Annotated in this window: 19 protein-coding genes; 7 read left to right on the forward strand and 12 right to left on the reverse strand. The window is 72.1% G+C overall.

The window, feature by feature from the left end; translation table 11 throughout:
• Window positions 1-53: 53 nt before the first annotated feature.
• Window positions 54-794, forward strand: a complete 741-nt coding sequence (locus RM704_RS07510) for a VOC family protein (protein ID WP_033532337.1) — start codon at window positions 54-56, stop codon at window positions 792-794.
• A gap of 54 nt (window positions 795-848) precedes the next feature.
• Here the strand turns inward: RM704_RS07510 and RM704_RS07515 are convergent, their stop codons facing one another.
• Entirely contained in the window at window positions 849-2,555 is a 1,707-nt protein-coding gene (locus RM704_RS07515) for a hypothetical protein (protein WP_311590272.1), read from the reverse strand.
• 187 nt (window positions 2,556-2,742) lie between these two features.
• Window positions 2,743-3,144, reverse strand: coding sequence for a DUF5997 family protein (locus RM704_RS07520; protein WP_033531724.1), 402 nt, complete (start codon window positions 3,142-3,144; stop codon window positions 2,743-2,745).
• 95 nt (window positions 3,145-3,239) lie between these two features.
• Between RM704_RS07520 and RM704_RS07525 the strand changes: the two genes are divergently transcribed.
• The gene (locus RM704_RS07525; RefSeq protein WP_033531723.1) at window positions 3,240-4,013 is read left to right on the forward strand and encodes a LysR substrate-binding domain-containing protein; all 774 of its coding nucleotides are present in this window, start codon (window positions 3,240-3,242) and stop codon (window positions 4,011-4,013) included.
• 102 nt (window positions 4,014-4,115) lie between these two features.
• Here RM704_RS07525 and RM704_RS07530 read toward each other — a convergent pair whose 3' ends face one another.
• Window positions 4,116-6,599 carry an alpha-L-arabinofuranosidase family protein gene (locus RM704_RS07530; RefSeq protein ID WP_033531722.1) on the reverse strand — a complete coding sequence of 828 codons (2,484 nt, stop codon included), beginning with the start codon at window positions 6,597-6,599 and terminating at the stop codon, window positions 4,116-4,118.
• A gap of 187 nt (window positions 6,600-6,786) precedes the next feature.
• Here RM704_RS07530 and RM704_RS07535 point away from each other — a divergent pair, with 187 nt between their 5' ends.
• Entirely contained in the window at window positions 6,787-7,302 is a 516-nt protein-coding gene (locus RM704_RS07535) for a DUF6314 family protein (protein WP_052146481.1), read from the forward strand.
• Here the strand turns inward: RM704_RS07535 and RM704_RS07540 are convergent.
• The 3 genes from RM704_RS07540 to RM704_RS07550 form a co-directional block, all read right to left on the reverse strand.
• Window positions 7,247-7,822 (reverse strand): histidine phosphatase family protein, encoded by a 576-nt coding sequence (locus RM704_RS07540; RefSeq protein ID WP_033531721.1) that lies wholly within the window; start codon window positions 7,820-7,822, stop codon window positions 7,247-7,249. The two genes, RM704_RS07535 and RM704_RS07540, sit on opposite strands and share 56 nt — an antisense overlap.
• Before the next feature lie 130 nt (window positions 7,823-7,952).
• Window positions 7,953-8,396 carry a GNAT family N-acetyltransferase gene (locus RM704_RS07545; protein ID WP_033531720.1) on the reverse strand — a complete coding sequence of 148 codons (444 nt, stop codon included), beginning with the start codon at window positions 8,394-8,396 and terminating at the stop codon, window positions 7,953-7,955.
• Window positions 8,393-9,859 (reverse strand): aminotransferase-like domain-containing protein, encoded by a 1,467-nt coding sequence (locus RM704_RS07550; protein WP_033531719.1) that lies wholly within the window; start codon window positions 9,857-9,859, stop codon window positions 8,393-8,395. The genes RM704_RS07545 and RM704_RS07550 overlap by 4 nt, the downstream gene beginning before the upstream one ends.
• Here RM704_RS07550 and RM704_RS07555 point away from each other — a divergent pair.
• Both RM704_RS07555 and RM704_RS07560 read left to right on the forward strand, forming a co-directional pair.
• Window positions 9,858-10,931, forward strand: coding sequence for a DMT family transporter (locus RM704_RS07555; protein ID WP_052146480.1), 1,074 nt, complete (start codon window positions 9,858-9,860; stop codon window positions 10,929-10,931). The two genes, RM704_RS07550 and RM704_RS07555, sit on opposite strands and share 2 nt — an antisense overlap.
• Before the next feature lie 47 nt (window positions 10,932-10,978).
• A complete protein-coding gene (locus RM704_RS07560) occupies window positions 10,979-11,173 on the forward strand; it encodes a DUF1918 domain-containing protein (RefSeq protein WP_033531718.1) in 195 nt (64 codons plus the stop codon).
• Window positions 11,174-11,212: 39 nt separating this feature from the next.
• Here the strand turns inward: RM704_RS07560 and RM704_RS07565 are convergent, their stop codons facing one another.
• Entirely contained in the window at window positions 11,213-12,487 is a 1,275-nt protein-coding gene (locus RM704_RS07565; protein ID WP_311590278.1) for a glycoside hydrolase family 10-like protein, read from the reverse strand.
• A 177-nt stretch (window positions 12,488-12,664) separates the two neighbouring features.
• On the opposite strand from RM704_RS07565, the gene RM704_RS07570 reads away from it, so the two are divergent.
• Window positions 12,665-13,540 (forward strand): 3-hydroxybutyryl-CoA dehydrogenase, encoded by an 876-nt coding sequence (locus tag RM704_RS07570; protein WP_078937462.1) that lies wholly within the window; start codon window positions 12,665-12,667, stop codon window positions 13,538-13,540.
• A gap of 206 nt (window positions 13,541-13,746) precedes the next feature.
• Window positions 13,747-14,004: a hypothetical protein gene (locus RM704_RS07575; RefSeq protein WP_046916210.1), complete on the forward strand. Its 258-nt coding sequence runs from the start codon at window positions 13,747-13,749 to the stop codon at window positions 14,002-14,004.
• 27 nt (window positions 14,005-14,031) lie between these two features.
• Here the strand turns inward: RM704_RS07575 and RM704_RS07580 are convergent, their stop codons facing one another.
• The 5 genes from RM704_RS07580 to pheS all read right to left on the reverse strand — a co-directional run bounded on the left by RM704_RS07580 (window position 14,032) and on the right by pheS (window position 21,116).
• Entirely contained in the window at window positions 14,032-14,577 is a 546-nt protein-coding gene (locus tag RM704_RS07580; protein WP_033531714.1) for an NUDIX domain-containing protein, read from the reverse strand.
• A 98-nt stretch (window positions 14,578-14,675) separates the two neighbouring features.
• Window positions 14,676-16,016 (reverse strand): NsdA family TPR-like regulatory protein, encoded by a 1,341-nt coding sequence (locus RM704_RS07585; RefSeq protein ID WP_033531713.1) that lies wholly within the window; start codon window positions 16,014-16,016, stop codon window positions 14,676-14,678.
• Between the two features lie 210 nt (window positions 16,017-16,226).
• Window positions 16,227-17,150, reverse strand: a complete 924-nt coding sequence (locus RM704_RS07590; protein ID WP_033531745.1) for a PP2C family protein-serine/threonine phosphatase — start codon at window positions 17,148-17,150, stop codon at window positions 16,227-16,229.
• 325 nt (window positions 17,151-17,475) lie between these two features.
• Complete coding sequence (gene pheT, locus RM704_RS07595) at window positions 17,476-19,995, reverse strand: phenylalanine--tRNA ligase subunit beta (RefSeq protein WP_033531712.1); 2,520 nt, start codon at window positions 19,993-19,995, stop codon at window positions 17,476-17,478.
• Complete coding sequence (pheS, locus tag RM704_RS07600) at window positions 19,995-21,116, reverse strand: phenylalanine--tRNA ligase subunit alpha (protein WP_033531711.1); 1,122 nt, start codon at window positions 21,114-21,116, stop codon at window positions 19,995-19,997. Before pheS ends, pheT begins: the two co-directional genes overlap by 1 nt.
• Between the last annotated feature and the right edge of the window lie 36 nt (window positions 21,117-21,152).

The following is a 21,152-nucleotide window of genomic DNA, read 5'->3' on the forward strand; positions in this document are numbered from 1 at the left end:
TCCCTCGGTCGCGCGCGCGAGGCCCGGCGGAGCGGACGCATAAGATCACCGGCATGGCGCTGCGACCCGTACAGGTGAACATCAAGGCTCTCGACGCCGGGGCGGTCGGCCGGTTCTGGGCCGAGGCGCTCGGCTGGACCGCCTACAGCCCCGGCGTGACCACCTACGTCGGACCCGCCGGCGGCCTGGTCTGGCCGGACCCGGTCGTCGTCGGTGTCGACGTCGTTCCCGTTCCCGAGGGCAAGACGGCCGTCAAGAATCGTACGCATCTCGATATCGCCACCACCTCCGAGGCGCATCGGGCGGAGCTGGTCGCGCGGCTGAGGGCGCTCGGCGCGACACCCGCCGACGTGGGCCAGGGCGACGTGCCGTGGACCGTTCTCGCCGACCCCGAGGGCAACGAGTTCTGTGTGCTGGAGCCCAGGGAGATCTACCGGGACACCGGGCCCATCGCCGCGGTGGTCGTCGACTGCGCGGATCCCCGGGCCATGGCCCGGTTCTGGGGCGAGGCCCTGGACTGGGCCCCGCACGAGGTGACCGACGATCAGGCCGTGCTGCGCTCGGCCACGGGAACCGGCCCCTACCTGGAGTTCCTCCGCTCGGCCGACGCCGTGACCGTGCCGGACCGCGTCCATCTCGATCTGCTGCCGTGTCCCGGTGACGACAAGGCGGCGGAGGTGGCCCGGCTGCGCGCCCTCGGCGCCACCGACCTCGACCTCGGCCAGGGCGACGTCCCGTGGACGTGCCTGGCCGACCCGGAGGGCCACGAGTTCTGCGTCCTCGCACCGTCCTGACGCGGGACCCACGGGCACCCCGGACCGCCGCCCCTACCGGTGAGCCCTGACCGCTCACCCGCCGGGGCCCCGGACGGATCGGGCCGCAGCGCCTCGACCGGCCGGTCTCCCGGCCGGTCCCTCTGTCGGTCTCCCGGCCGGCCCCTCTGTCGGTCTCCCGGCCGGCCCCTCTGTCGGTCTCCCGGCCGGCCCCTCTGTCGGTCTCGCGGCCGGCCCCTCTGTCGGTCTCGCGGCCGGTCTCCCTGCCGGTCTCGCGGTCAGCTCCTCCATCACGGCGAGCGGCAGGGACGGGTTGGCGGCCGCGGCCTCCGCCACCGGGTCGGCCGGGTCCGAGAGCAGCTCGACGACGACCGTCGGCGGGAGCGCCGGATGGCGGGCGGCGAGGGGGCGGGCCCGTTCGTCCGCCAGGCACGGCAGGAGCGCGGGGGCCGTCGCCCGGGGGTGCCGGGCGATCTCGCGGAGCGCCTTGCGTACCGGTGGCCGGTGTCGGGCCACGCGCTCCAGGAACGCCGGGGTCGCGTCCGGGTTGGCCGCCGCCCCGGTGAGGACCTGGACGCCGTGCCGGTCGACCATGGCGTGCAGCCGGGCCTCGGAGAGACCGGGGTGCGCGGCGACGGCCGTGACCACCTTGGCGTCGGGATCGTCGGCCAGCGCGTCACGGATGCCGGCCGGCAGATCACGCCGTCGGGCCGGCAGCACGCGTACGGCGGCGTGCGGGGACCGGGCCAGCTCCTCGACCTCGGCGGCCGTGGCGGAGGCGATCCGCGGCAACGGCGTGGCACCGATCCGGGTGGTGGCCACCAGCCCCGCGAGGACGTCGAGAGGCACCCGTGGGTTGTGCGCGAGCGCGCGCCGCACGTCGGGGGCGGTGTCGTCGGCCAGCGCGTGGATCAGGGCGTCGTCGATCCCGGGGTTCGCCGCGAGGTCCGCGCGCGTACCGGGCGTGCGGTCCGCGGCGAGCCGCGCGTACGCCTGCGGGGGCAGGCCGGGACGGGCGGCGACCGCCCGGCGCAGCAGCGCAGAGGGATGGTCGGCGAAACCCGCGGCCACCTCCGCCGGTGTGGCCGGGTTCTCCAGGCCCGCGCGCAGGATGTCCAGGGCGGTGGATTCGTGCGTGCCGTCGCAGGAGGAGCCCGGCCGCAGATCGCAGTCGAGCCGCGGACAGTCGGGGCCGTGTGCGAACGGCGGCTCCTCCCGGTCGCAGACCAGGCAGTGCCGGGCGGGAGGCAGATCCTCGCCGCCGACGAGGGCGGCCAGCACCTCCGGTGGCGTCGCCTCGTTGAGCGCCACCGCGCGGCGGACCTCGGCGTGCGGATGCCCGGCGAGCCGGGCGGCCACGTCCGGCTCGGCCCACAGGGCCAGTTCCACGACGACCCGTATGTCCGGGTCCGCGGCGAGGGTCTCGACCACATCCGGCGGCAGGCCGGGGCAGGCGGCCAGCCGCTCCCGGGTCTCGACGGCCACCGACGCGGCGAGGAGGCGAGCCCATGCCGGATCGCCGACGCCCTCGTCCAGCAGGGCGAGGGCGACGCGCGGCTGTGCCGTGGGATCGACGTCGCCGGCGGCCAGCACGCCCTCGTACGCCAGTCGCATCCCGTTGCCCACGTCCCGCGAGGCCAGCGTGATCGCCTGCGCCCGGGTGAGGCCGGCACGGTGGGCGAGTTCGTCGTCGACATCGGCGTCCGCGAGCGCGATCAGCCGGTCGACCAGCTCGGCGGGCAGGGCCGGATTGACGGCGAGCCCGCACAGGAGGGGATCCACGGGGGCATCCTGCCCCGGGCCCCTGCCGCGAGGCTCCTGATTTTCAGCGGGCGGCGGACGTAGGTGCTCCGGCCGGTCGCCGGTGCTCGGGCAGGCGGTCGCCGGTGCTCGGGCAGGCGGTCGCCGGTGGGTCGCCGAGGGCGCCCGGCAGGCGACGTCGGCCCGCCGGGGCGCTAGTGCCGCGGCACTAGCGTCGGTCGTCCGCCTGGGCCGCCCGCTCGGCGTTGCGCTTCTTGATGCGGGCGCCCTCCTTGCGGACCTCGGCCTGGGTGGCGCGCTCCTTGCGCAGCCACTCGGGGCTCTCCTGCTTCAGGGCCTCGATCTGCTCGGTGGTGAGGGCCTCGGTCACTCCACCGCGCGCGAGCCCCGCGATGGAGACGCCCAGCTTCTCGGCGACCACCGGGCGGGGGTGCGGGCCGTTGCGGCGCAGTTCCTCCAGCCAGGTCGGCGGATTCGTCTGGAGCGCGCTCAGTTCGGCGCGTGAGACGACACCCTCCTGGAACTCTGCGGGCGTGGCCTGGAGGTACACACCCAGCTTCTTCGCCGCGGTGGCGGGCTTCATGGTCTGGGTGGTCTGGTGCGACGTCATGAGGTCAAGGGTATCGAGCGCCTGCGCGACCGCCGACCACTCGGCTGCCCGGCGGCGATGACCGGGCCCCTCCACCCGCCCGTTAGCCTGGTCACGTGACAGGCTCGGAAGCATCGCCCTCGTTCCCCTCGTTCCGGCTCGCCTACGTCCCGGGAGTGACGCCCACCAAGTGGGTGCGGATCTGGAACGAGCGGTTGCCCGACGTTCCCCTGACCCTCCTCCAGGTGTCCGCCGCCGAGGCGTTCGGCGTACTGCGGGAGGGGGGTGCCGACGCCGGTTTCGTACGGCTGCCGGTGGACGACACCGACCTCAGCGCGATCCCCCTCTACACCGAGACCACGGTGGTCGTGGTCCCGAAGGACCACGTCGTCGCGGCGGTCGACGAGGTGACCACCGAGGACCTGGCGGACGAGGTCGTGCTGCACCCCCTGGACGACACCCTCGACTGGGAGCGCCCGCCGGGAGAACCGGCGTTCGAGCGTCCCGCCACCACGGCGGACGCGATCGAGCTGGTGGCGGCCGGGATCGGACTGCTCGTCGTGCCCCAGTCGCTGGCCCGGCTCCACCACCGCAAGGACCTCACCTACCGCCCGGTCACGGACGCCCCCGAGTCCCGTGTCGCCCTGTCCTGGCCCCAGGACGCGACCACCGACATGGTCGAGGACTTCATCGGCATCGTCCGGGGCCGCACGGTCAACAGCTCACGGGGCCGCGCCAAGCCCGCGGAGGAGAAGAAGCCGCAGCAGAAGCCCAAGCGGCCCGGCACGGGCAAGCCGACCGCCGCCGCCCGCAATCCCCGAGGCGGCTCGTCCGGCGGCAGGAACGCCAAGAGCGGCGGCAGGACCGGAAAGCCCCGCCGCCGCTCGTAGACCCCCTGGACGGACCGCGGGCCCGATCAGAGGCGCGGGGAACCGCGTGAACGGCCCCCGCACACCCGCACCCAGCTCACCAGGCCCAGGCGCCTGCCGCCTTCACCGCTTCTTGATCCTCAGGAAGGTCACGGAGTTCGCGGGAAACGTGTAGTTGAACTCCTCGGCCACCCCGCTGAACGTGGACTTCACCGGCGCCACCGGCGTGTCCGTCTCCGTGTTCACCGCGTCCGGCGCGGCCGTCAGCGTCGTCACGCGTGCCGTGGAGCGCACCTTCGCACCCCCGAGGTCGATCGCCGCACGCGCGGCCACGCCCTGCGCGTTGACGACCTTCAGGATCAGGTCGCCCGTCTTCGCGTCGCGCGTCACCACCTGCCGGAACGGCTCCGCCGGCTTGTCGTCGGTGAAGCTCCCCCACTCCTTGCCGTCCAGCAGCAGGGTCACCTGCCGGCCGCGCACCTTGACCTCGACGTCGTACGTACGGCCGGTCTCGATCGTGCCCGGCTTGGAGATCAGCGAGGACTTGCCGCCGTCGACGGCCTGTTCGACCGCGCTGGTGGTGTTGTTCCAGCCGCCGAGGTTCCACCAGTAGTAGTTCCCGGTGTCCTTGACGCCGAAGGCGACGAGGAAGCCCTCCTTGCCGGACTTCTTGGTGGCCTTCACCTTGAGGTCGTAGTCGTGCCAGGCGGGGTCACCGGCCGTGACCATGGTGTTCTCGGCGGCCACGTCGCTCTGCACGTACTGTCCGTCCTGGACGCTCCAGCTCCCGGCGCCGGTGTGGTTCCACTTCGACGCGTCCTGGCCGAAGTCGTCGGTGAACAGGGCCGAGCCGTCGGCCGAGGTCACCTTCACATCGTCGTACGCCGCCGTCGTGGCCCAGGTGGAGAGGCCCACGGCTCCGGTGATCGGTCCGGTCAGCGCCGGTGTGCCGGTGGCCGTCGAGGGCACCACACGGTCGCCGACGTTGTTCATGAAGAGCTTCTGCGCCTCGTAGCTGGCGGAGTTCCACGACGCGTGGTTGTTGAACCAGATCATGTCGGGGCGCCACTGCACGTAGTCCTCGTTGGCGAGGAGCGGCGCGTAGGAGGCCAGCTTCACGATGTCGGCGTTGCGCTCCAGGCCTGTCATGAACGCGGCTTCGGAGAGCGCGTTCTTGAAAGCGTTGCCCTGGGAGGCGTACTCACCGAGGAAGACCTTCGGGCCGCCGCGGTCGTAGGAGTCGTAGCGGTCGTTGTTCTGGAGGAACCACTGCGGGCTGTTGTAGTAGTGCTCGTCGACCATGTCGACGTCGGCCTCGCGGTTCAGCTTCCAGGCGGTGTCGAACGTGGTGCCGGTGTCGTCGGGGCCGGAGTTCGAGATCACCGTGATGTCCGGGTACTTCGCCTCGATGGCGGCCCGGAACTTCTGGAAGCGGGCGAAGAACTCGTTCGGCAGGTTCTCCTCGTTGCCGACGCCGAGGTGGGTGAGGCGGAAGGGCTTGGGGTGGCCCATCTGCGCCCGCTTCTTGCCCCAGGTGCTGGTCACGGGCCCGTTGGCGAACTCGATGAGGTCCAGTGTGTCCTGGATGTGCCGCTGGAGCAGGGCCTCGTCGTCGGTGGCCTTGTTCTGGCCGCAGCCGGTGACGAGGGCGGGCACCACGGGCAGCGGCATGGCTCCGATGTCCTCGGAGAACTGGAAGTACTCGTAGTAGCCGAGGCCGTAACTCTGGTTGTAGCCCCAGAAGTTGGCGTTGGTGGCGCGTTGCTCCACCGGGCCGATGGTGTCCTTCCACTGGTACGAGCGCTTGCGCTCCCAGTGGGAGGCCTCGCTGTAGTCCTGCATCGAGCCGGTGTTGACGAGGCAGCCGCCGGGGAAGCGGACGAAGCCCGGCTTCAGTGCGGCGATCTTCTCGGCGAGGTCCTTGCGCAGGCCGTTGCGGTGCCCCTTGTAGGTGTCGCGCGGGAACAGGGACACCTCGTCGAGGGCGACGGCGTCGGCGGAGGCGACGGTCAGACGGCCGTCGGAGCTGGTCCGCGTCGCCTTGAAGGAGGTCCGGTACTTGGCCCAGCCCCCCTTGACCGCCACCCGCCGGGCTTCGGCGAGCGTGCCGTCGGCGTCCTGGAGGGTGACGGTCAGCGCGGTGCGGCTGTCGGCGCGGGCCCACACCGAGAAGTCGTACTTCTTGCCCTCCTCGACGTGGACGCCGGTGTTGTAGCCCGCGTTGGTGACGGCCGAACCGGCGGTCAGCGAGAGGTAGTTGCGGTTGCGCTCATTGAGCCGGCCGGCGTCGTTCACGACCTGCGCGGCGCCGTCCACGGTCCACGAGGTGAGGGGGGTGTAGTCGCGGTTGTCGGCGGTCGAGTACTCGAAGGACCGGTTCTGCACGAGTTCGGCGTACAGACCGCCGTCGGCGGCCCGGTTGATGTCCTCGAAGAAGACGCCGTACATCGTGTCGTCGATCTTCGCGCCCCTCGCGGCCGGGTCGACGGTGATCGCGTAGTCGGTGACGTCCTCGGCGTGCGCGGGGGCCGGGACGGATGCGGCGGCCACCAGGAAGGCGGTGGCGGTGAGGCCGAGTCTCCAACGGGTGCGGGTACTGCGTGACATGGATACTCCGCGGCTCGGGGTGGGGGTCATGAGGTGCAGGGAGTTGCATGGCGTGCATGGCAGTCTGACTGTGGAGAATGTTCGAAATGCCAGACGATGATCAGCACTTCGAACGGCAAGATAGGGAGGTGACCGAGACAGCGTCAACGGGTCGCACAGCACCGAAAGTCTCGGAAAGGAAGGACGGATGAGCGGTTTCCTGCCAGTTCCCGATGTCCTCGCCCACCTCTTCGGGGCATGGCGGGTCCTGCGGTCCGTGCGGGATCTCGCGAGTGGCGCCCGGGGGGAGTTCCGCGGGACGACCGTTTTCAGCCCGCTGGACGACGGCGGCCTGCTGCACCGGGAAACCGGAAATTTCGTCTGGCAGGGCGTGCGTCGCCCCGCCGAACGCACGCTGCGCTTCCTGCCGGGGGCGTCGCCCGGCACGGCGGACGTCCGTTTCGCCGACGGCCGCCTCTTCCACGACCTGGATCTGACCACCGGCCGGTGGCGCGCGGCCCACCCCTGCGTCGCCGACCTCTACCGGGGCGAGTTCGAGGTGTACGACGAGGCCCGCTGGCGGACGATCTGGCGGGTCGGCGGCCCCACGAAGGACCAGCTCCTGATCACCGACTACACCCGTGACCCGCCGACCGGCGCCCCTCGGTCTACTGCGGCGCGCCCAACCGCAGGTTCCAGCGGCCCGCGTGACCCGCGACCGTGACCGTCGACAGGGGACGGATGTCCATGTTCCAGTACGACGACGGCGGGGCCTTCAGCGCGTAGACCAGGGCGGCGCGCAGCACGGACGGCTCGGCCACCGCGACGATACGGCCGCCCTCGCCCACCGGACGGGTCTCGAGCCAGCCGCCTATGCGGGAGATGAAGCCGACCAGCGACTCGCCGCCGTGCGGGGTGGCGTGCGGGTCGGCGAGCCAGGCGTCCACGGCCGAGGGCTCCCGCGCCATGGCCTCGCCCAGCGTGAAACCGCGCCAGCGGCCCATGTCGCAGTCCCGCAGCGCGGGCTGGGCCAGCGGCGCGTAGCCGAGGGCGTCCCCGGTGGCCCGGCTGCGGGGCGTGGGCGAGCAGTAGCGCAGCTCGGCCGCCGCCAGCGGCACCAGCTCATGGGCGGCGCGCTGCACTTCGTCCCAGCCCGCCTGGTCCAGCGGCCGGTCGTCCTCGAAACGCTCCGCGAGCAGCGAGGAGCAGCGCGCGGCGGCGACGAACGTGACCCGAAGATGCATGCGGCGATGGTGGAACGGGGTTCTGCGCTGGTCAAGAGGCGTTACTCAGGAGTTACCCGGGGCTCTCCGTCCCGCGTTGCGAGGTACTCCGTCCCGCGCTTTCGGGCCCTGGCCGCCGCCCCCGGGCCCCTCAGTCGAACATTAGCGCCATCCACTGGTCGGGCTTGGCGAGCGGCTCGAAGCCGAGCTTCGCGTAGACGCCGTGCGCGTCGTGCGTGGCGAGCAGGACGCGCCGCAACCCGTACGACCGCAGGTGCTCACGCACGGCCGCGACGAGCGCGGTGCCGAGCCCGTTCCCGCGCGCGGACGGGTCGACGTACACGTCGCAGAGCCAGGCGAACGTGGCCCGGTCGGTCACCACCCGCGCGTAGGCGACCTGCTCCCCCGAAGCCACCTCGTACGCCCCGAAGTTGAGTGATCCTCGGATCGCGCTCTCCTGCTTCTCGCGGGCGCGTCCGAGGGCCCAGTAGGCGTCGGTGGACAGCCAGTGGTGGACCCGTCCGACATCGATGCGTCCGGGATCGTCGGAGATCTCGTAGCCCTTCGGGGCGGCAGGGTTCGACTCGTCGCTCATGGCAGGACGTTCGCAGGCCGGCCGCCCGCTGTCGAACCGTTTACGGCCTCCTCCAGACGCCGCACCCCTTCCGCGATCTCGCCCCCGCCCGCGACCCCCGCGAAGCTCAACCGCAGGTGGCCGGCCGGGGGTTCGGCGCTGAAGTAGGGGCGGCCGGGGGTGACGGCGACACCGGCGCGGAGGGCGGCGGCGACCAGGGCGGGCTCGTCGGTGCCGTCGGGGAGGCGCAGCCACAGGTGGTAGCCGCCGGAGGGGACGTGAGGCAGGGCGAGTTGGGGGAGGCGCGACCGCAGCCCGGACGTGAGCGCGTCCCGCCGGAGCTTCAACTCCCTGGAGACCGACCGGAGATGGCGGGGCCAGGCGGGCGAGCCTACGAGTTCGAGTGCGGCCTCCTGAAGGGGGCGCGGCACGAAGAAGGTGTCGACGACCTGGATGGCGCGCAGCCGCTCCAGGACCGGGCCCCGTGCGGCCAGGGCACCCACCCGGAAGCTGGGCGAGGTCGCCTTGGTCAGCGAGGAGACGTGCACGACCACGCCGTCGGGATCGTCGGCCGCCAGGGGCCGCGGCAGGGGCCCCGCGTCCTCGTGCACGAGACGGCGTACGAAGTCGTCCTCCACGACGAACGCCCCCGCCTCGCGGGCGATCCGCAGCACCTCGCCCCTGCGGTCGGCCGACAGGGCGGCGCCGGTGGGGTTCTGGAAGAGCGGCTGGCAGACGAAGACCCGGGCGCCGGACGCCTTGAACGCGTCGGCGAGGAGGGCGGGCCTGACCCCGTCCGCGTCCACCGGCACCGGCACCGGCCGCAGCCCGGCCGCCCGGGCGATCGCCAGCATGCCGGGATACGTGGGCGATTCGACGAGCACGGGCGCCCCGGGCGGCGCGAGGGCGCGCAGCGCGGTGGTCAGGGCGGACTGCCCGCCCGCCGCGACGATCACCTCGGCCGCCGTGATCGCTCCGCCGATGCTCCGCGCGAACCACTCGCGCAGCTCCGGCACTCCCTCGACCGGCGGCCTCGCCCACACCCCGGGGCGACGCCCCGCCCTGGACAGGGCGGCGCCCATCGCCTGCTCCGGTTGCAGCGACGGGTGGAGATAGCCGCCGTTGAACTCGATCACACCGGGCGGCGGTGAGGCGAGCGAGACCAGCACCCCGGAGGCGTCCACCGTGCGGGGCGACGGCTCGGCGCTGCCGTCCGCGCTCAGCGCGACCTCCTGCCAGGAGGTGTCCCCCACCGGCGCCGTACCGCTCCGGCGCGGGGCGGCCCGGAAGGCGCCCGCCCCCGGCCGGGTCACCACGAGCCCCTCGGCGGCCAGGTGCGCGAGGGCCCGCGACACGGTCACCGGGCTCACCCGGAACCGCTCGACGAGGGCCCGGCTCGACGGCAGCTTTCCACCCACGGAGTAGCGGTCGAGCTCCTTCCGCAGTTGTTCCGCCAGTTCCGCGACACTGTTACGCTCATGCATGAGAGCAGAGAGTAGCGCTATCGCCGGTTCATCAGTAGCGGTGGACACCGACCGACGGCAGGACACCGAGCCGCGGCCGACCACCCCGGGCACCGACACCCGAGACACCGTCGCCGGTCAGGCCGCCCCCGTCGCGCTCCCGCGCCGTCACCGCTACAGCCTCCGCCACGGCCACCGCGTCGGCGGCACGCTCCAGGCAGCCCTGGGTGTCACCGCCTTCTCCCTCACCTTCCCCGCCACCGCCTGGGGCCTGGAGGGCTTCGGCGCCTGGTCACTGGTGGCCGTGCGCAGCGCCCTGGCCGCCGTCATCGCGGGTGTCTGTCTGCTGGTCCTGCGGGTGCCGCTGCCGGCCCGTCGACACTGGGCGGGCCTCGCGGTCGTGGCCGCCGGTGTCGTGCTGGGTTTCCCGATGCTGACCACGCTCGCGCTCCAGACCTCCACCACCGCGCACGCCGCCGTCGTGGTCGGTCTGCTCCCGCTGACGACCGCCCTGTTCTCGGCCCTGCGCATGGGCACCCGCCCCTCGCGCGCCTTCTGGACGGCCGCCGTCGCCGGAGCCGCCGCCGTACTCGCGTTCACCGTGACGCAGAGCGGCGGCTCCCTCACCACGGCCGACCTCTGTCTCTTCGGCGCCCTGCTGGTCTGCGCGGCCGGCTACACCGAGGGCGGCCGCCTGGCCGGGGTGATGCCCGGCTGGCAGGTCATCGGCTGGGCCCTGGTGTGCTGTCTGCCGCTGAGCGTGCCGGGCGCGCTGCTGGCCCTGGCGCACGAGCCGGCGCGGCTGACCGCGCACAGTGTGGCCGGTCTGCTGTGGGTGGCGGCCGGGTCGCAGTTCCTGGGGCTGGTCGTCTGGTACCGGGGCATGGCGGCCATCGGCATACCGAAGGCCAGCCAGTTGCAGCTGGCGCAGCCGCTGCTCACACTGGTGTGGTCGGTGCTGCTCCTCGGTGAGCAGCTCACCCCGGCCGCGCCCCTGACGGCCGCCGCGGTACTGGTCTGCATCGCGGTCACCCAGCGCTCGTCCACCCGAGAGCCCCTACGCGACCGGTCCGACCGGCGCACCCCGCAATAGACTGAGGTCACGCACCGCCACTCCCGTGCAAGACGAGGAGGCCCCCGATGCAGGCAGCCAAAGGCGACACCCTGTTGGTGCACGGCAGGACCGTCGGGCACCACGACCGGACCGCGGAGGTCCTGGAGGTGCTCGGCCAGAACGGGAATCCGCCCTACCGGGTCAGGTTCGACGACGGGCACGAGGCGCTGATGTCCCCGGGCCCCGACACCGTCGTCCGTCACCCCGGAGACGCCGAGTAGCGGCAGCCCCGGTACAGCGGTTCCGGCACCCCGGTCCCGTCAACCCCGGTTCCGTCGGCGCGGTGGTTCCGCGGGCCGCTGGTAATGGTCGGCGACCACGCGTGCCATCGCGCCGATCTTGTCGAGGCCGACCTCCTTGGCCGAGAAGAAGACGTGTCCGCGTGCCTCGGGGAAGTCGCGGGCCAGGGTGAGGTGTGCCGACAGCTCCGCCGGGTCCTGCCAGGCCGCGGGCTGGGCCGGGTCGCCCGCCTTGTAGAGGGCCTCGCCGAGGTACAGCCGCGTCCCGCTGCCCCGGGCGGTCTCCGCCCACCAGGGCACCAGCTTGGCGTAGTCGGCGGCGCTGAAGCCGATGTTCCAGTACAGCTGCGGGACGATGTAGTCGATCCAGTTCTCCTGGACCCATTTCCGGGTGTCCGCGTGCAGGTCGTCGTAGGTCTGCACGCCCGCCCGGGTGTCCGAGCCCCGGTCGTCGGTCGCGGCGTTGCGCCACACGCCGAAGGGGCTGATCCCGAACTGGGTGCCGGGCCGGACGGCCTTGATCTGGGCCGCCGTCTCCCGCACCAGCAGGTCGATGTTGTCGCGCCGCCAGGCCGCCCGGTTGGGGAAGCCCGCGCCGTACCGGTCGTAGGCCGCGTCGTCGTCGAAGACCTGGCCGGCCACCGGGTACGGATAGAAGTAGTCGTCGAAGTGCACGGCGTCCACGGCGTACCTGCGCACGGCGTCGAGCATGGCCTTCTCCACGAAGGCGCGGACGGCGGGGATGCCGGGGTTGTAGTAGAGCTTGCCGCCGTAGGGAACGACCCAGTCGGGGTTCTGCCGGGCCGGATGGGAAGCGACCAGCCGACTCGGGTCGGCGTGGACCGCGACCCGGTACGGGTTGAACCAGGCGTGCAGTTCGAGCCCCCGGGCGTGCGCCTCCTCGACGGCCGTGCCCAGCGGGTCCCAGCCGGGGTCCTTGCCCTGGGTGCCGGTGAGGTACTGCGACCAGGGCTCGTACGGGGAGGGCCAGAGGGCGTCGGCGCTGGGGCGGACCTGGAAGATCACCGCGTTGAGGCGACGGTCCACGGCGGTGTCGAGGTGGGCGAGGAGTTCGGCACGCTGTTCGGCGGCGGTCAGGCCGGACTTCGAGGGCCAGTCCCGATTGACGACGGTGGCCAGCCACATGCCGCGCAGCTCACCCTCGCCCGCCCTGCGGCGCGGGCTCGGTTCGCCGCCGGCGATGGCGGTGCCCGCCGCCACCCCTCCCGCCGCCACCAGGGTCGCCGCCGCGGTCGCCCAGAAGGCCCGCCGTGACATCCGTGGCTTGCGATGCATCCTCATTACCTCCGCCTACCGCGTCCCACCTGTCCGCCCGCGCGCGGACCGTTCCCGGCCAGCCTTCCACGGGGCACCCGGGATACTGATCAGTAGGCGTCGCGGGTAACGTGCAGGTTTGGCGCAGGCCTCCACCAGGGGTATCTGCCAGGCACGAAAAACAGTGAAAGGGACGATGTGACGGACATCCCGGCGGGAGACATTGCACGCGTCGGAGTCGTGGGCTGCGGCCAGATGGGAGCGGGCATCGCCGAGGTGTGCGCCCGCGCCGGACTGGACGTCAAGGTCGCCGAGACCACCGGCGAAGCCCTGGAGATCGGCCGCACCCGGCTGTTCAACTCCCTGTCCAAGGCCGCCGAGCGCGGCAAGATCACCGAGGCGGAGCGGGACGGGACCCAGGCACGCCTGAGCTTCACCACCGATCTCGGCGAGTTCGCCGACCGTGACCTCGTCATCGAGGCGGTCGTGGAGAACGAGCAGGTGAAGACGGAGATCTTCCAGGTGCTCGACCAGGTGGTGACCCGCCCGGACGCGATCCTCGCCTCCAACACCTCCTCGATCCCGCTGGTGAAGCTCGCGGTCGCCACCTCGCGGCCGGACCACGTCATCGGCATCCACTTCTTCAACCCGGCCCCGGTGCAGAAGCTCGTCGAGCTGATCCCGGCGCTGACCACCTCCGAGGGCACGCTCGGCCGGGCGCAGCTGTTCGCCGAGAAGGTGCTCGGCAAACACTCCGTGCGGGCCCAGGACCGCTCGGGCTTCGTCGTCAACGCGCTGCTGGTGCCGTACCTGCTCTCCGCGATCCGGATGTTCGAGTCGGGCATCGCGGGCCGCGAGGACATCGACAACGGCATGGAGCTGGGCTGCGCGCACCCGATGGGTCCGCTGAAGCTCTCCGACCTGATCGGCCTGGACACCATCGTCTCCATCGCCCATTCGATGTACGAGGAGTACAAGGAGCCGCTGTACGCCGCTCCCCCGCTGCTCCAGCGCATGGTGGACGCGGGGCGGCTCGGCCGGAAGACGGGTTCGGGGTTCTACTCGTACGCCTGATCCCCCCACAGTCCGACTACGCACGGTCAGTTCCCTTTCGTACACGGGCCCGGCACCCCATCAGGTGCCGGGCCCGTCGTATTCACACACCGTGTGCGCGGCGGACTCGCATATGCCGTTCGCACACTCTCCCCACGCGCCCACCAGGCGAGTTGACTTCAGGTGCGCATGCAAGGGATGGGATGACTACAGAAAGGAGCGGACTCGTGGCCATCGACCCCGAGCATCCGGTGCACCACGGCGAACTCGCAGAGTTACGTCGCCGCCTGGATGTGGCGCACACCCGCGTCGAAGGAGGGCTGACCCTGCTGAGCCATCGCGCCGAACAGAGCGCCAAGGAACTCGACGACCTCAACACGCGGGTCGTCACCCTGGAGCACGCCCGCTGGCCGCTGCCCGCGGTGGCGGCCCTCACGGCCCTGGGCGCCCTGGTGGTGTCCGTCTGGCAGGCGCTGGGCCGCTAGCCTCCCGGGCGGGACACGGCGGGGGATTCACGGCTTGGTGTCCTGTCCGAGCCGCAGATGGTGCAGCAGGAGCAGGGCGGCCGCCATGTTGGCGGCCGGGACCTCGCCGCGGGCGACCATGTCGGGGACGAGCTTGAGGGGAACCCATTCCCGACGGTCCGACTCGAAGTCGTCCACGGGGTGACCGACATACGCGCCCTCGTCGGCCCAGTAGACGTGGTGCCGGGCGTCGGTGAGCCCGTTGGAGGGCTCGACGCTCATCAGGTGGTGCAGGGGTCCCGGCCGCCATCCGGTCTCCTCCTCCAGTTCGCGGGCGGCCGCCTCGGCGATGGCTTCGCCGTCCTCGACGACGCCCGCCGCGAGCTCCCAGCCCCAGCTGTCGGTGATGAAGCGGTGCCGCCACAGGAGCAGCACCTCGTTCGCCTCGTTGACCACGGTGGCCACGGCGACAGGCCGCAGCCGTATCAGGAAGTGATCGAGGTGCCGCCCGTCCGGCAACGCCACATCCGCGAGATTGACGCTGAACCAGCGGTTCGAGTACACGATTTGTTCGCTCTGTTTCGTCCACTGCACGGTTCTGCCACCTTCCGCCGAGTAAGTGGCAATATCGCAGCAGGAGCTTGGTGACAGCAGGCGCACAGCCGGTGCATGGCCGCGCCCCCGGGACGGCGTCAGAGCGGTACGCGCAGTGCCCCGTCGATGAGTTCGGCGGCCTCGGAGGTCCCCGCGCAGTCGCTGCGCACGAGGTGTTCGCGTACCGCCCGCAATCTGTCACGCAGGCGCATGGACTCCATTCCGCGCGCCCGCTCGGCCATTTCGACGGCGGTGGCCACCGCCTTGTCCGCGTTGCCCTGCCGCAGTTCGATCTGGCTGAGCATCGCGAGCCGGTGCACCCGCCCCCGGTCGTGCGCCGGGGTGTCGACGGCCGCCGTGGCGTGCTCCGCCGCGGCCGTCAGGTCACCGAGGCTGAGCAGCGCCTCCGCCACCTGTACGTTCACCAGGCCGGGTTGGACATAGCCGGTTTCATCGGGTTCGTACCCGCGCCGGATGCGCTCGGCGGCCTGCTCCGCCCGCCGGATGCAGGACAGCGCGCTCGTGCCGTCGCCCAGGTGCGCGTACGCCTTCGCCTGCATCGCGTACAGGTCGGAGGCGAGCGCCGGAGTGATGTGCGGGCCGGCCGTGCGCAGCGCCGCCTCGGCGAAGGCGACGGCCTGGCGGTGCTCCCGCATGAACAGCGACTGGTTGACGAGGAGGGCGATCACATACGCCCCCAGCCCCCGGTCCCCGCTGGCCTTGGCCAGCCGCAGCGCCTGATGGAAGTAGCGCTGGGCCAGGCCGTGGGCGTCGGAGTCGTAGGCGCAGATCCCGGCGATCGCGACCAACCCCCCGGTGGCCCGGTGCAGTTGGCGGCCGGTGGCGTCGGTGTAGCTGCCCCGCAGCAGCGGCGCGGCCTCGGCGTTGAGGAACCCGACGATCCGGGTGCGGGTGGCGACGCCGCCGGCCTTGCGGTACATCTGCTCGTAGTGCGTCCGGGCCGCGCGCAGCATCTCGATGTCGGCCATGCTGACGCGATGCCGTCCGCCACGGGAGACGTCGACGTCCTCCGGCGGGTTCTCCCACTCCCAGACGGGCATCACGGCGGGCGTCCCGGTGACGGCGGGGGCGCCGAGGACATGCGGGCGCTGTTGCTCGTCGGAGCGCCACAGGGCGGTGGCGCGCTCGACGAAACCGGAGAGCCCGGCGCCGTGCGGGGAGGCGGCCTCGCCCGGCACGCCGAGTCCGATGTCGTCGAGGGTGACGGTCCGGCGCAGCCGCCCGGCGAGCACCTCGCAGATCAGGTCGGGCACCTGTCCGCGCGGCCGCTGCCCCTTCAACCACCGTGCCACGGCGGTGTGTTCGTATCTCAGCGCCAGTCCCCGGGCCCGTCCCGCCTGGTTGACGTGGGCGGCGAGACCGGCGTGGGAGATACCGGCCTCGTCGAGGATCGCGTCGAGCAGGGTGTTGGGCTGCATGGAGGCCCTCCGGTGGCTCGGTGCCGGCGAATCGCAGCGTAGCGCCTCCCTCTTCACACGGGGTGTGATGGGAACGCCCGAATTCGGACTGTGTGCGCGCTGTCGCAGAGAGTTTCGGACAGGTTGACTGGCATCCCTCGCCAAGAGGCCGACGGGCCGCCGGCTCCCCCTCGTACAGTGCGGTGGCCCGTCCGGGCGGAACGGGGGCGACTACGGGGTGGGGGCGACAGGTGGGGCGTCGGCTGCGGGTCGTTGGTGGCTGGTCGCGCCCCGCGGCGGAGCCGCAGATTCATGCAGCCCCGCGCCCCTGAAGACAAGTGGGCGGTCGTTGCGGAGTACCAGTATCGCGATGTCGTCCTTGGGCCTTCCCGCCGCGTGACGGAGGAGTTGCGTGAAGACGGCTCGGAGTACCGACTGGGGAGAGATGGGGCGGCCTCGTACGGCTTCCCTCAGCGCGTCCGCCAGAGGAAAGAAACGCCCTTGGCTGTCCCTCGCGTCCTCCACCCCGTCCGTGTGCAGGAACAGGGCCTCGCCCGGGAGGAGTTGGCCGCACGCCGTGACCGGCAGCTCCGCGGGCAGCGGGAAGAGGCCGAGCGGGGGCAGGGGGTCGGCGCGGGTGACGGGTGCCACTCGGCCGCCGCTGAGCAGATAGGGCCAGGGATGGCCGCAGTTCAGGGCGTGGAGTTCGCCGTCGGGGGTGATCTCCAGCAGGAGGACGGTGACGAAGTCCTCGGTGACCTCGGTGCGGGCGCGGTCCCGCAGATGCCGGGCGAGGGCACGGTCGAGACGGGCCAGGACGCCGACGAGTTCGACCTCGTCGTGGACGGCCTCACGGAAGCTGCCGAGGACGGCGGCGACGGTCCCGATCGCGGCGATACCGTGACCGCGTACGTCGCCCATCACCACCCGTACACCGTGCTCGGTGGCGATCACCTCGTACAGGTCGCCGCCGACGGTCGCACCCCGGTCGGCGGAGAGCTGGGCGGCGGCGGTGGCGAGCCCGTCGATCCGTGCGGGCAACGGCCTGAGCAGCACGCTCTGCGCGGCGCCCGCGACCGCGCGCGCCTGCCGCACTTCCCGCAGCATCACCTGCCTGACGTGCAGCATCAGCCCGGTGCCGGCTGCGAGGCACACGACGCCTCCGACCACCCGGGCACCGGCACGGACGGACCGCCGGCCGAACAGACCTCGCCCCCGGGACCATGTCCGGCGAGGAAGCCCAGCCCTGACTCGAATCATGCCGTTGGCCCCCCATCAGGCCCGGACAGCGTGTAAGGCCCAGAAAGGCCGGTCCGATTCTGTCCACAGGACGCCCGGATGGAGGCGATCACCCACATTTGTCACCCGAATGAGTGAGGTGACGCGGGAAAGCGATGGGGGCACAGGGGCGTGCCCCCATGCCCCCATGCCCCCATGCCCCCTGGGCGCCGGGGATTACCCCCACGCCCCCTTGAGCGCCCTAACTACGAAGCACCGCTCCCGTGCGCTCGCCCGCGAGGGAGACCGCCGCGTCCCGGGCCGCCGACGCCTCGTCCACGGTCAGCGTGCGATCCGCGGCCCGGAAGCGCAGCGCGTACGCCAGCGACTTCCGCCCGTCGCCCAGCTGCTCCGCGTTCTCGTACACGTCGAAGAGCCGGATGCCCTCCAGGAGTTCACCCGCGCCCTCACGCAGCGCGGCCTCCACATCGGCGTGCGGCACGAACGCGTCGACGACGAGCGCGACGTCCTGCGTGGCGACCGGGAAGGTGGAGATGCTCGGCGCCTGCGGGGCGCTGTCCCCCACCTGCTCCAGGGCGTCCAGGTCGATCTCCATCGCGGCGGTCCGGGCCGGCAGCCCGAGCGCCTTGAGGACGCGCGGGTGCAGTTCACCGGCGTGGCCCACGACCCGCTCGGTGCCGTCGGCGACGACCAGGAACTCGGCGCAGCGCCCGGGGTGCCAGGGGCCGTACTGGCCCTTGCGGACGACCAGTTCGGCACCGGCCTCGCGGGCGACCGCGCGACCGGCCTCGACGGTGTCGGCCCAGTCGGCCGGGCGGCCCTTGCCCCACCAGCCGGCCTGCTCGCGGGCCCCGGCGACGACGACGGCGACGTGGCGCGGCTGCTCGGGCAGCGCGGCGTTCAGCGTCGCGATCTCCTCGTCGGTGGGCCGGCGGTCGACCGGCAGCGCGACGGCGACGCGCTGCTCCTCCCGGGGGAGGAAGACCAGGCCGGTCTCGAACAGGGCGAGGTCGTGCGTGCCCCGGCCGTCGTTGCGCCGCAGCGCGCCCAGCAGCCCCGGCAGCAGCGAGGTGCGCAGCGCGGGCTCCTCGTCGTTGAGCGGGTTGGTGAGCTTGACGACGCGGCGGGCCGGGTCGTCCGCCTCCAGCCCGAGCTGGTCGAAGACCTGCTCGCCGATGAAGGGGTAGTTGGGTGCCTCGACGTATCCGGCACCGGCCAGCGCCCGCCCGACCCGGCGGTGCAGCCGCTGCCGCTGGGTGAGGCCGCGCCCTGCCGGGGGCTTGGGCAGCGTGGAGGGCAGGTTCTCGTAGCCCTCGAGGCGGATGACCTCCTCCGCCAGATCGTTCGGGTCGGTGAGGTCGGGGCGCCAGGACGGCACGGTGACGATCAGCTCGTCCTGCCCGTAGACGTCGCAGCCGACCTCCTGGAGGCGGCGTACGACGGTCTCGCGGCCGTACTCGACGCCCGCGACCTTGTCCGGGTGGTCCGCCGGGATCGTGATCGTGCGGGGTGCCGACGGGGCGATCACCTCGGTGACGCCCGCGTCGGCGGTGCCGCCCGCGAGGAGCACGAGCAGGTCGACGGTGCGCTGGGCGGCGGCGGCCGCGGCCAGCGGGTCGACGCCACGCTCGAAGCGACGCGACGCCTCCGACGACAGCTTGTGCCGGCGGGCCGTGCGCGCGATGGCGACCTGGTCGAAGTGGGCGGCCTCGATGACGACGTCGCTGGAGGCGTTCACTCCGTCGGTGGCGTCGTGGTCGGCGATCTCCGTGTTGGCGCCGCCCATGACACCGGCGAGGCCGATGGGGCCGCGCTCGTCGGTGATCACCAGGTCCTCGGCATGCAGGGTGCGCGTGGTGCCGTCGAGGGTGACGATCTTCTCGCCCTCCTCGGCCCGGCGGACGCCGATGGTGCCCTGGACGAGGGAGCGGTCGTAGGCGTGCAGGGGCTGGCCGAGCTCCATCATCACGTAGTTGGTGATGTCGACGGCGAGGGAGATCGGACGCATGCCGACCTTCTGCAGCCGGCGCTTGAGCCAGATCGGGGAGCGCGCCTCGGGGTCGAGACCGGTGACGGTGCGAGCTGTGAAGCGGTCGCAGCCGAGCGGGTCGGACACCTGGACGGGGTGGCCGAACGCGTTCGGGCCGGGGACGTCGAGGAGTGCCGGGTCGCGCAGCGGCAGACCGTAGGCGATGGCGGTCTCGCGGGCGACGCCGCGGATCGACAGGCAGTAGCCGCGGTCGGGCGTGACGGCGATGTCCAGGACCTCGTCGACCAGTTCGAGGAGCTCGATGGCGTCCTTGCCGACCTCGGTCTCGGGCGGCAGCACGATGATGCCCTTGGTGCCGTCGTCGCCCATGCCCAGCTCGTCGCTGGAGCAGATCATGCCGTGCGAGTTGCGGCCGTACGTCTTGCGCGCGGAGATCGCGAAGCCGCCGGGCAGTTCGGCGCCCGGGAGGACGACGACGACCTTGTCGCCGACGGCGAAGTTGCGGGCGCCGCAGACGATCTCCTGGGGCTCGCCGGTGCCGTTGGCGGTGCCGACGTCGACGGTGCAGAAGCGGATGGGCTTCTTGAACTCCGTCAGCTCCTCGATGGTCAGCACCTGACCGACGACGAGGGGGCCTTTGAGGCCGTCGCCGAGCTGCTCGACCGTCTCGACCTCCAGGCCGGCCGAGATGAGCTTGGCCTGGACGTCACGACCTGTCTCGGTGGCCGGCAGGTCGACGTACTCCCGCAGCCAGGAAAGCGGGACCCGCATCAGATCTCCATCCCGAACGGCCGGGTGAACCGGACGTCACCCTCGACCATGTCTCGCATGTCTTCGACGTTGTGGCGGAACATCAGCATCCGCTCGATGCCGAACCCGAAGGCGAATCCGCTGTACTTCTCGGGGTCGACGCCGCAGGCGGTGAGCACCCGCGGGTTGACCATGCCGCAGCCGCCGAGCTCGATCCAGCCCTCGCTGGAGCAGGTGCGGCAGGGGCGGTCGGGGTTGCCGACGGAGGTGCCCTTGCAGACGTAGCAGAGCATGTCCATCTCGGCGGACGGCTCGGTGAACGGGAAGAAGTTCGGCCGGAGCCGGGTCTTCATGCCCTCGCCGAACAGCGACTGGACCATGTGGTCGAGGGTGCCCTTGAGGTCGGCCATGGTCAGGCCCTCGTCCACGGCGAGCAGCTCGACCTGGTGGAAGACCGGGGTGTGCGTGGCGTCCAGCTCGTCGGTGCGGTACACGCGGCCGGGACAGATCACGTACACCGGCAGCTCGCGGTCGAGCAGGGAGCGGATCTGCACGGGCGAGGTGTGGGTGCGCAGGACCACGCCGGACTCGGTGCCGCCCTCGGGGCCCTGCACGAAGAAGGTGTCGGCCTCGCCCCGGGCCGGGTGGTCCGGGCCGATGTTGAGGGCGTCGAAGTTGAACCACTCGGCCTCGACCTGGGGGCCCTCGGCGACCTCGTAGCCCATGGCGACGAAGATGTCCTCGATGCGCTCCGACAGCGTGGTGAGCGGGTGGCGGGCGCCGGCCGGTACGCGGTCGTAGGGCAGCGTGACGTCCACCGCCTCCTCGACCAGCACCCGGGCGTCACGCTCGGCCTCCAGCTCGCTCTGGCGGGCGGCGAGGCCCTTGTTCACCGCGCCCCGGGCCTGGCCGACGAGCTTGCCGGCGGCGGCCTTGGCCTGCGGGGGCAGCGCGCCGATCTCGCGGTTGGCGAGGGCCAGCGGGGAGGTGCCCCCGGTGTGGGCGACCTTGGCCTCCTGGAGCGCGTCGAGGGAGTCCGCGGCGGCGAAGGCGGCGAGCGCCTCGTCCCGCATGCGCTCGATCTCTTCCGGTTTCAAGGCCTCGACCTCTACCGGGTCGTACGACTTATTCGGTGCCGACATCTCTTCCCGTGCTTCCGATTGGCTGGCGGATGGTCC

The sequence above is a fragment of the Streptomyces gottesmaniae genome (genome assembly GCF_031845845.1).
GTDB lineage: Bacteria > Actinomycetota > Actinomycetes > Streptomycetales > Streptomycetaceae > Streptomyces > Streptomyces akebiae.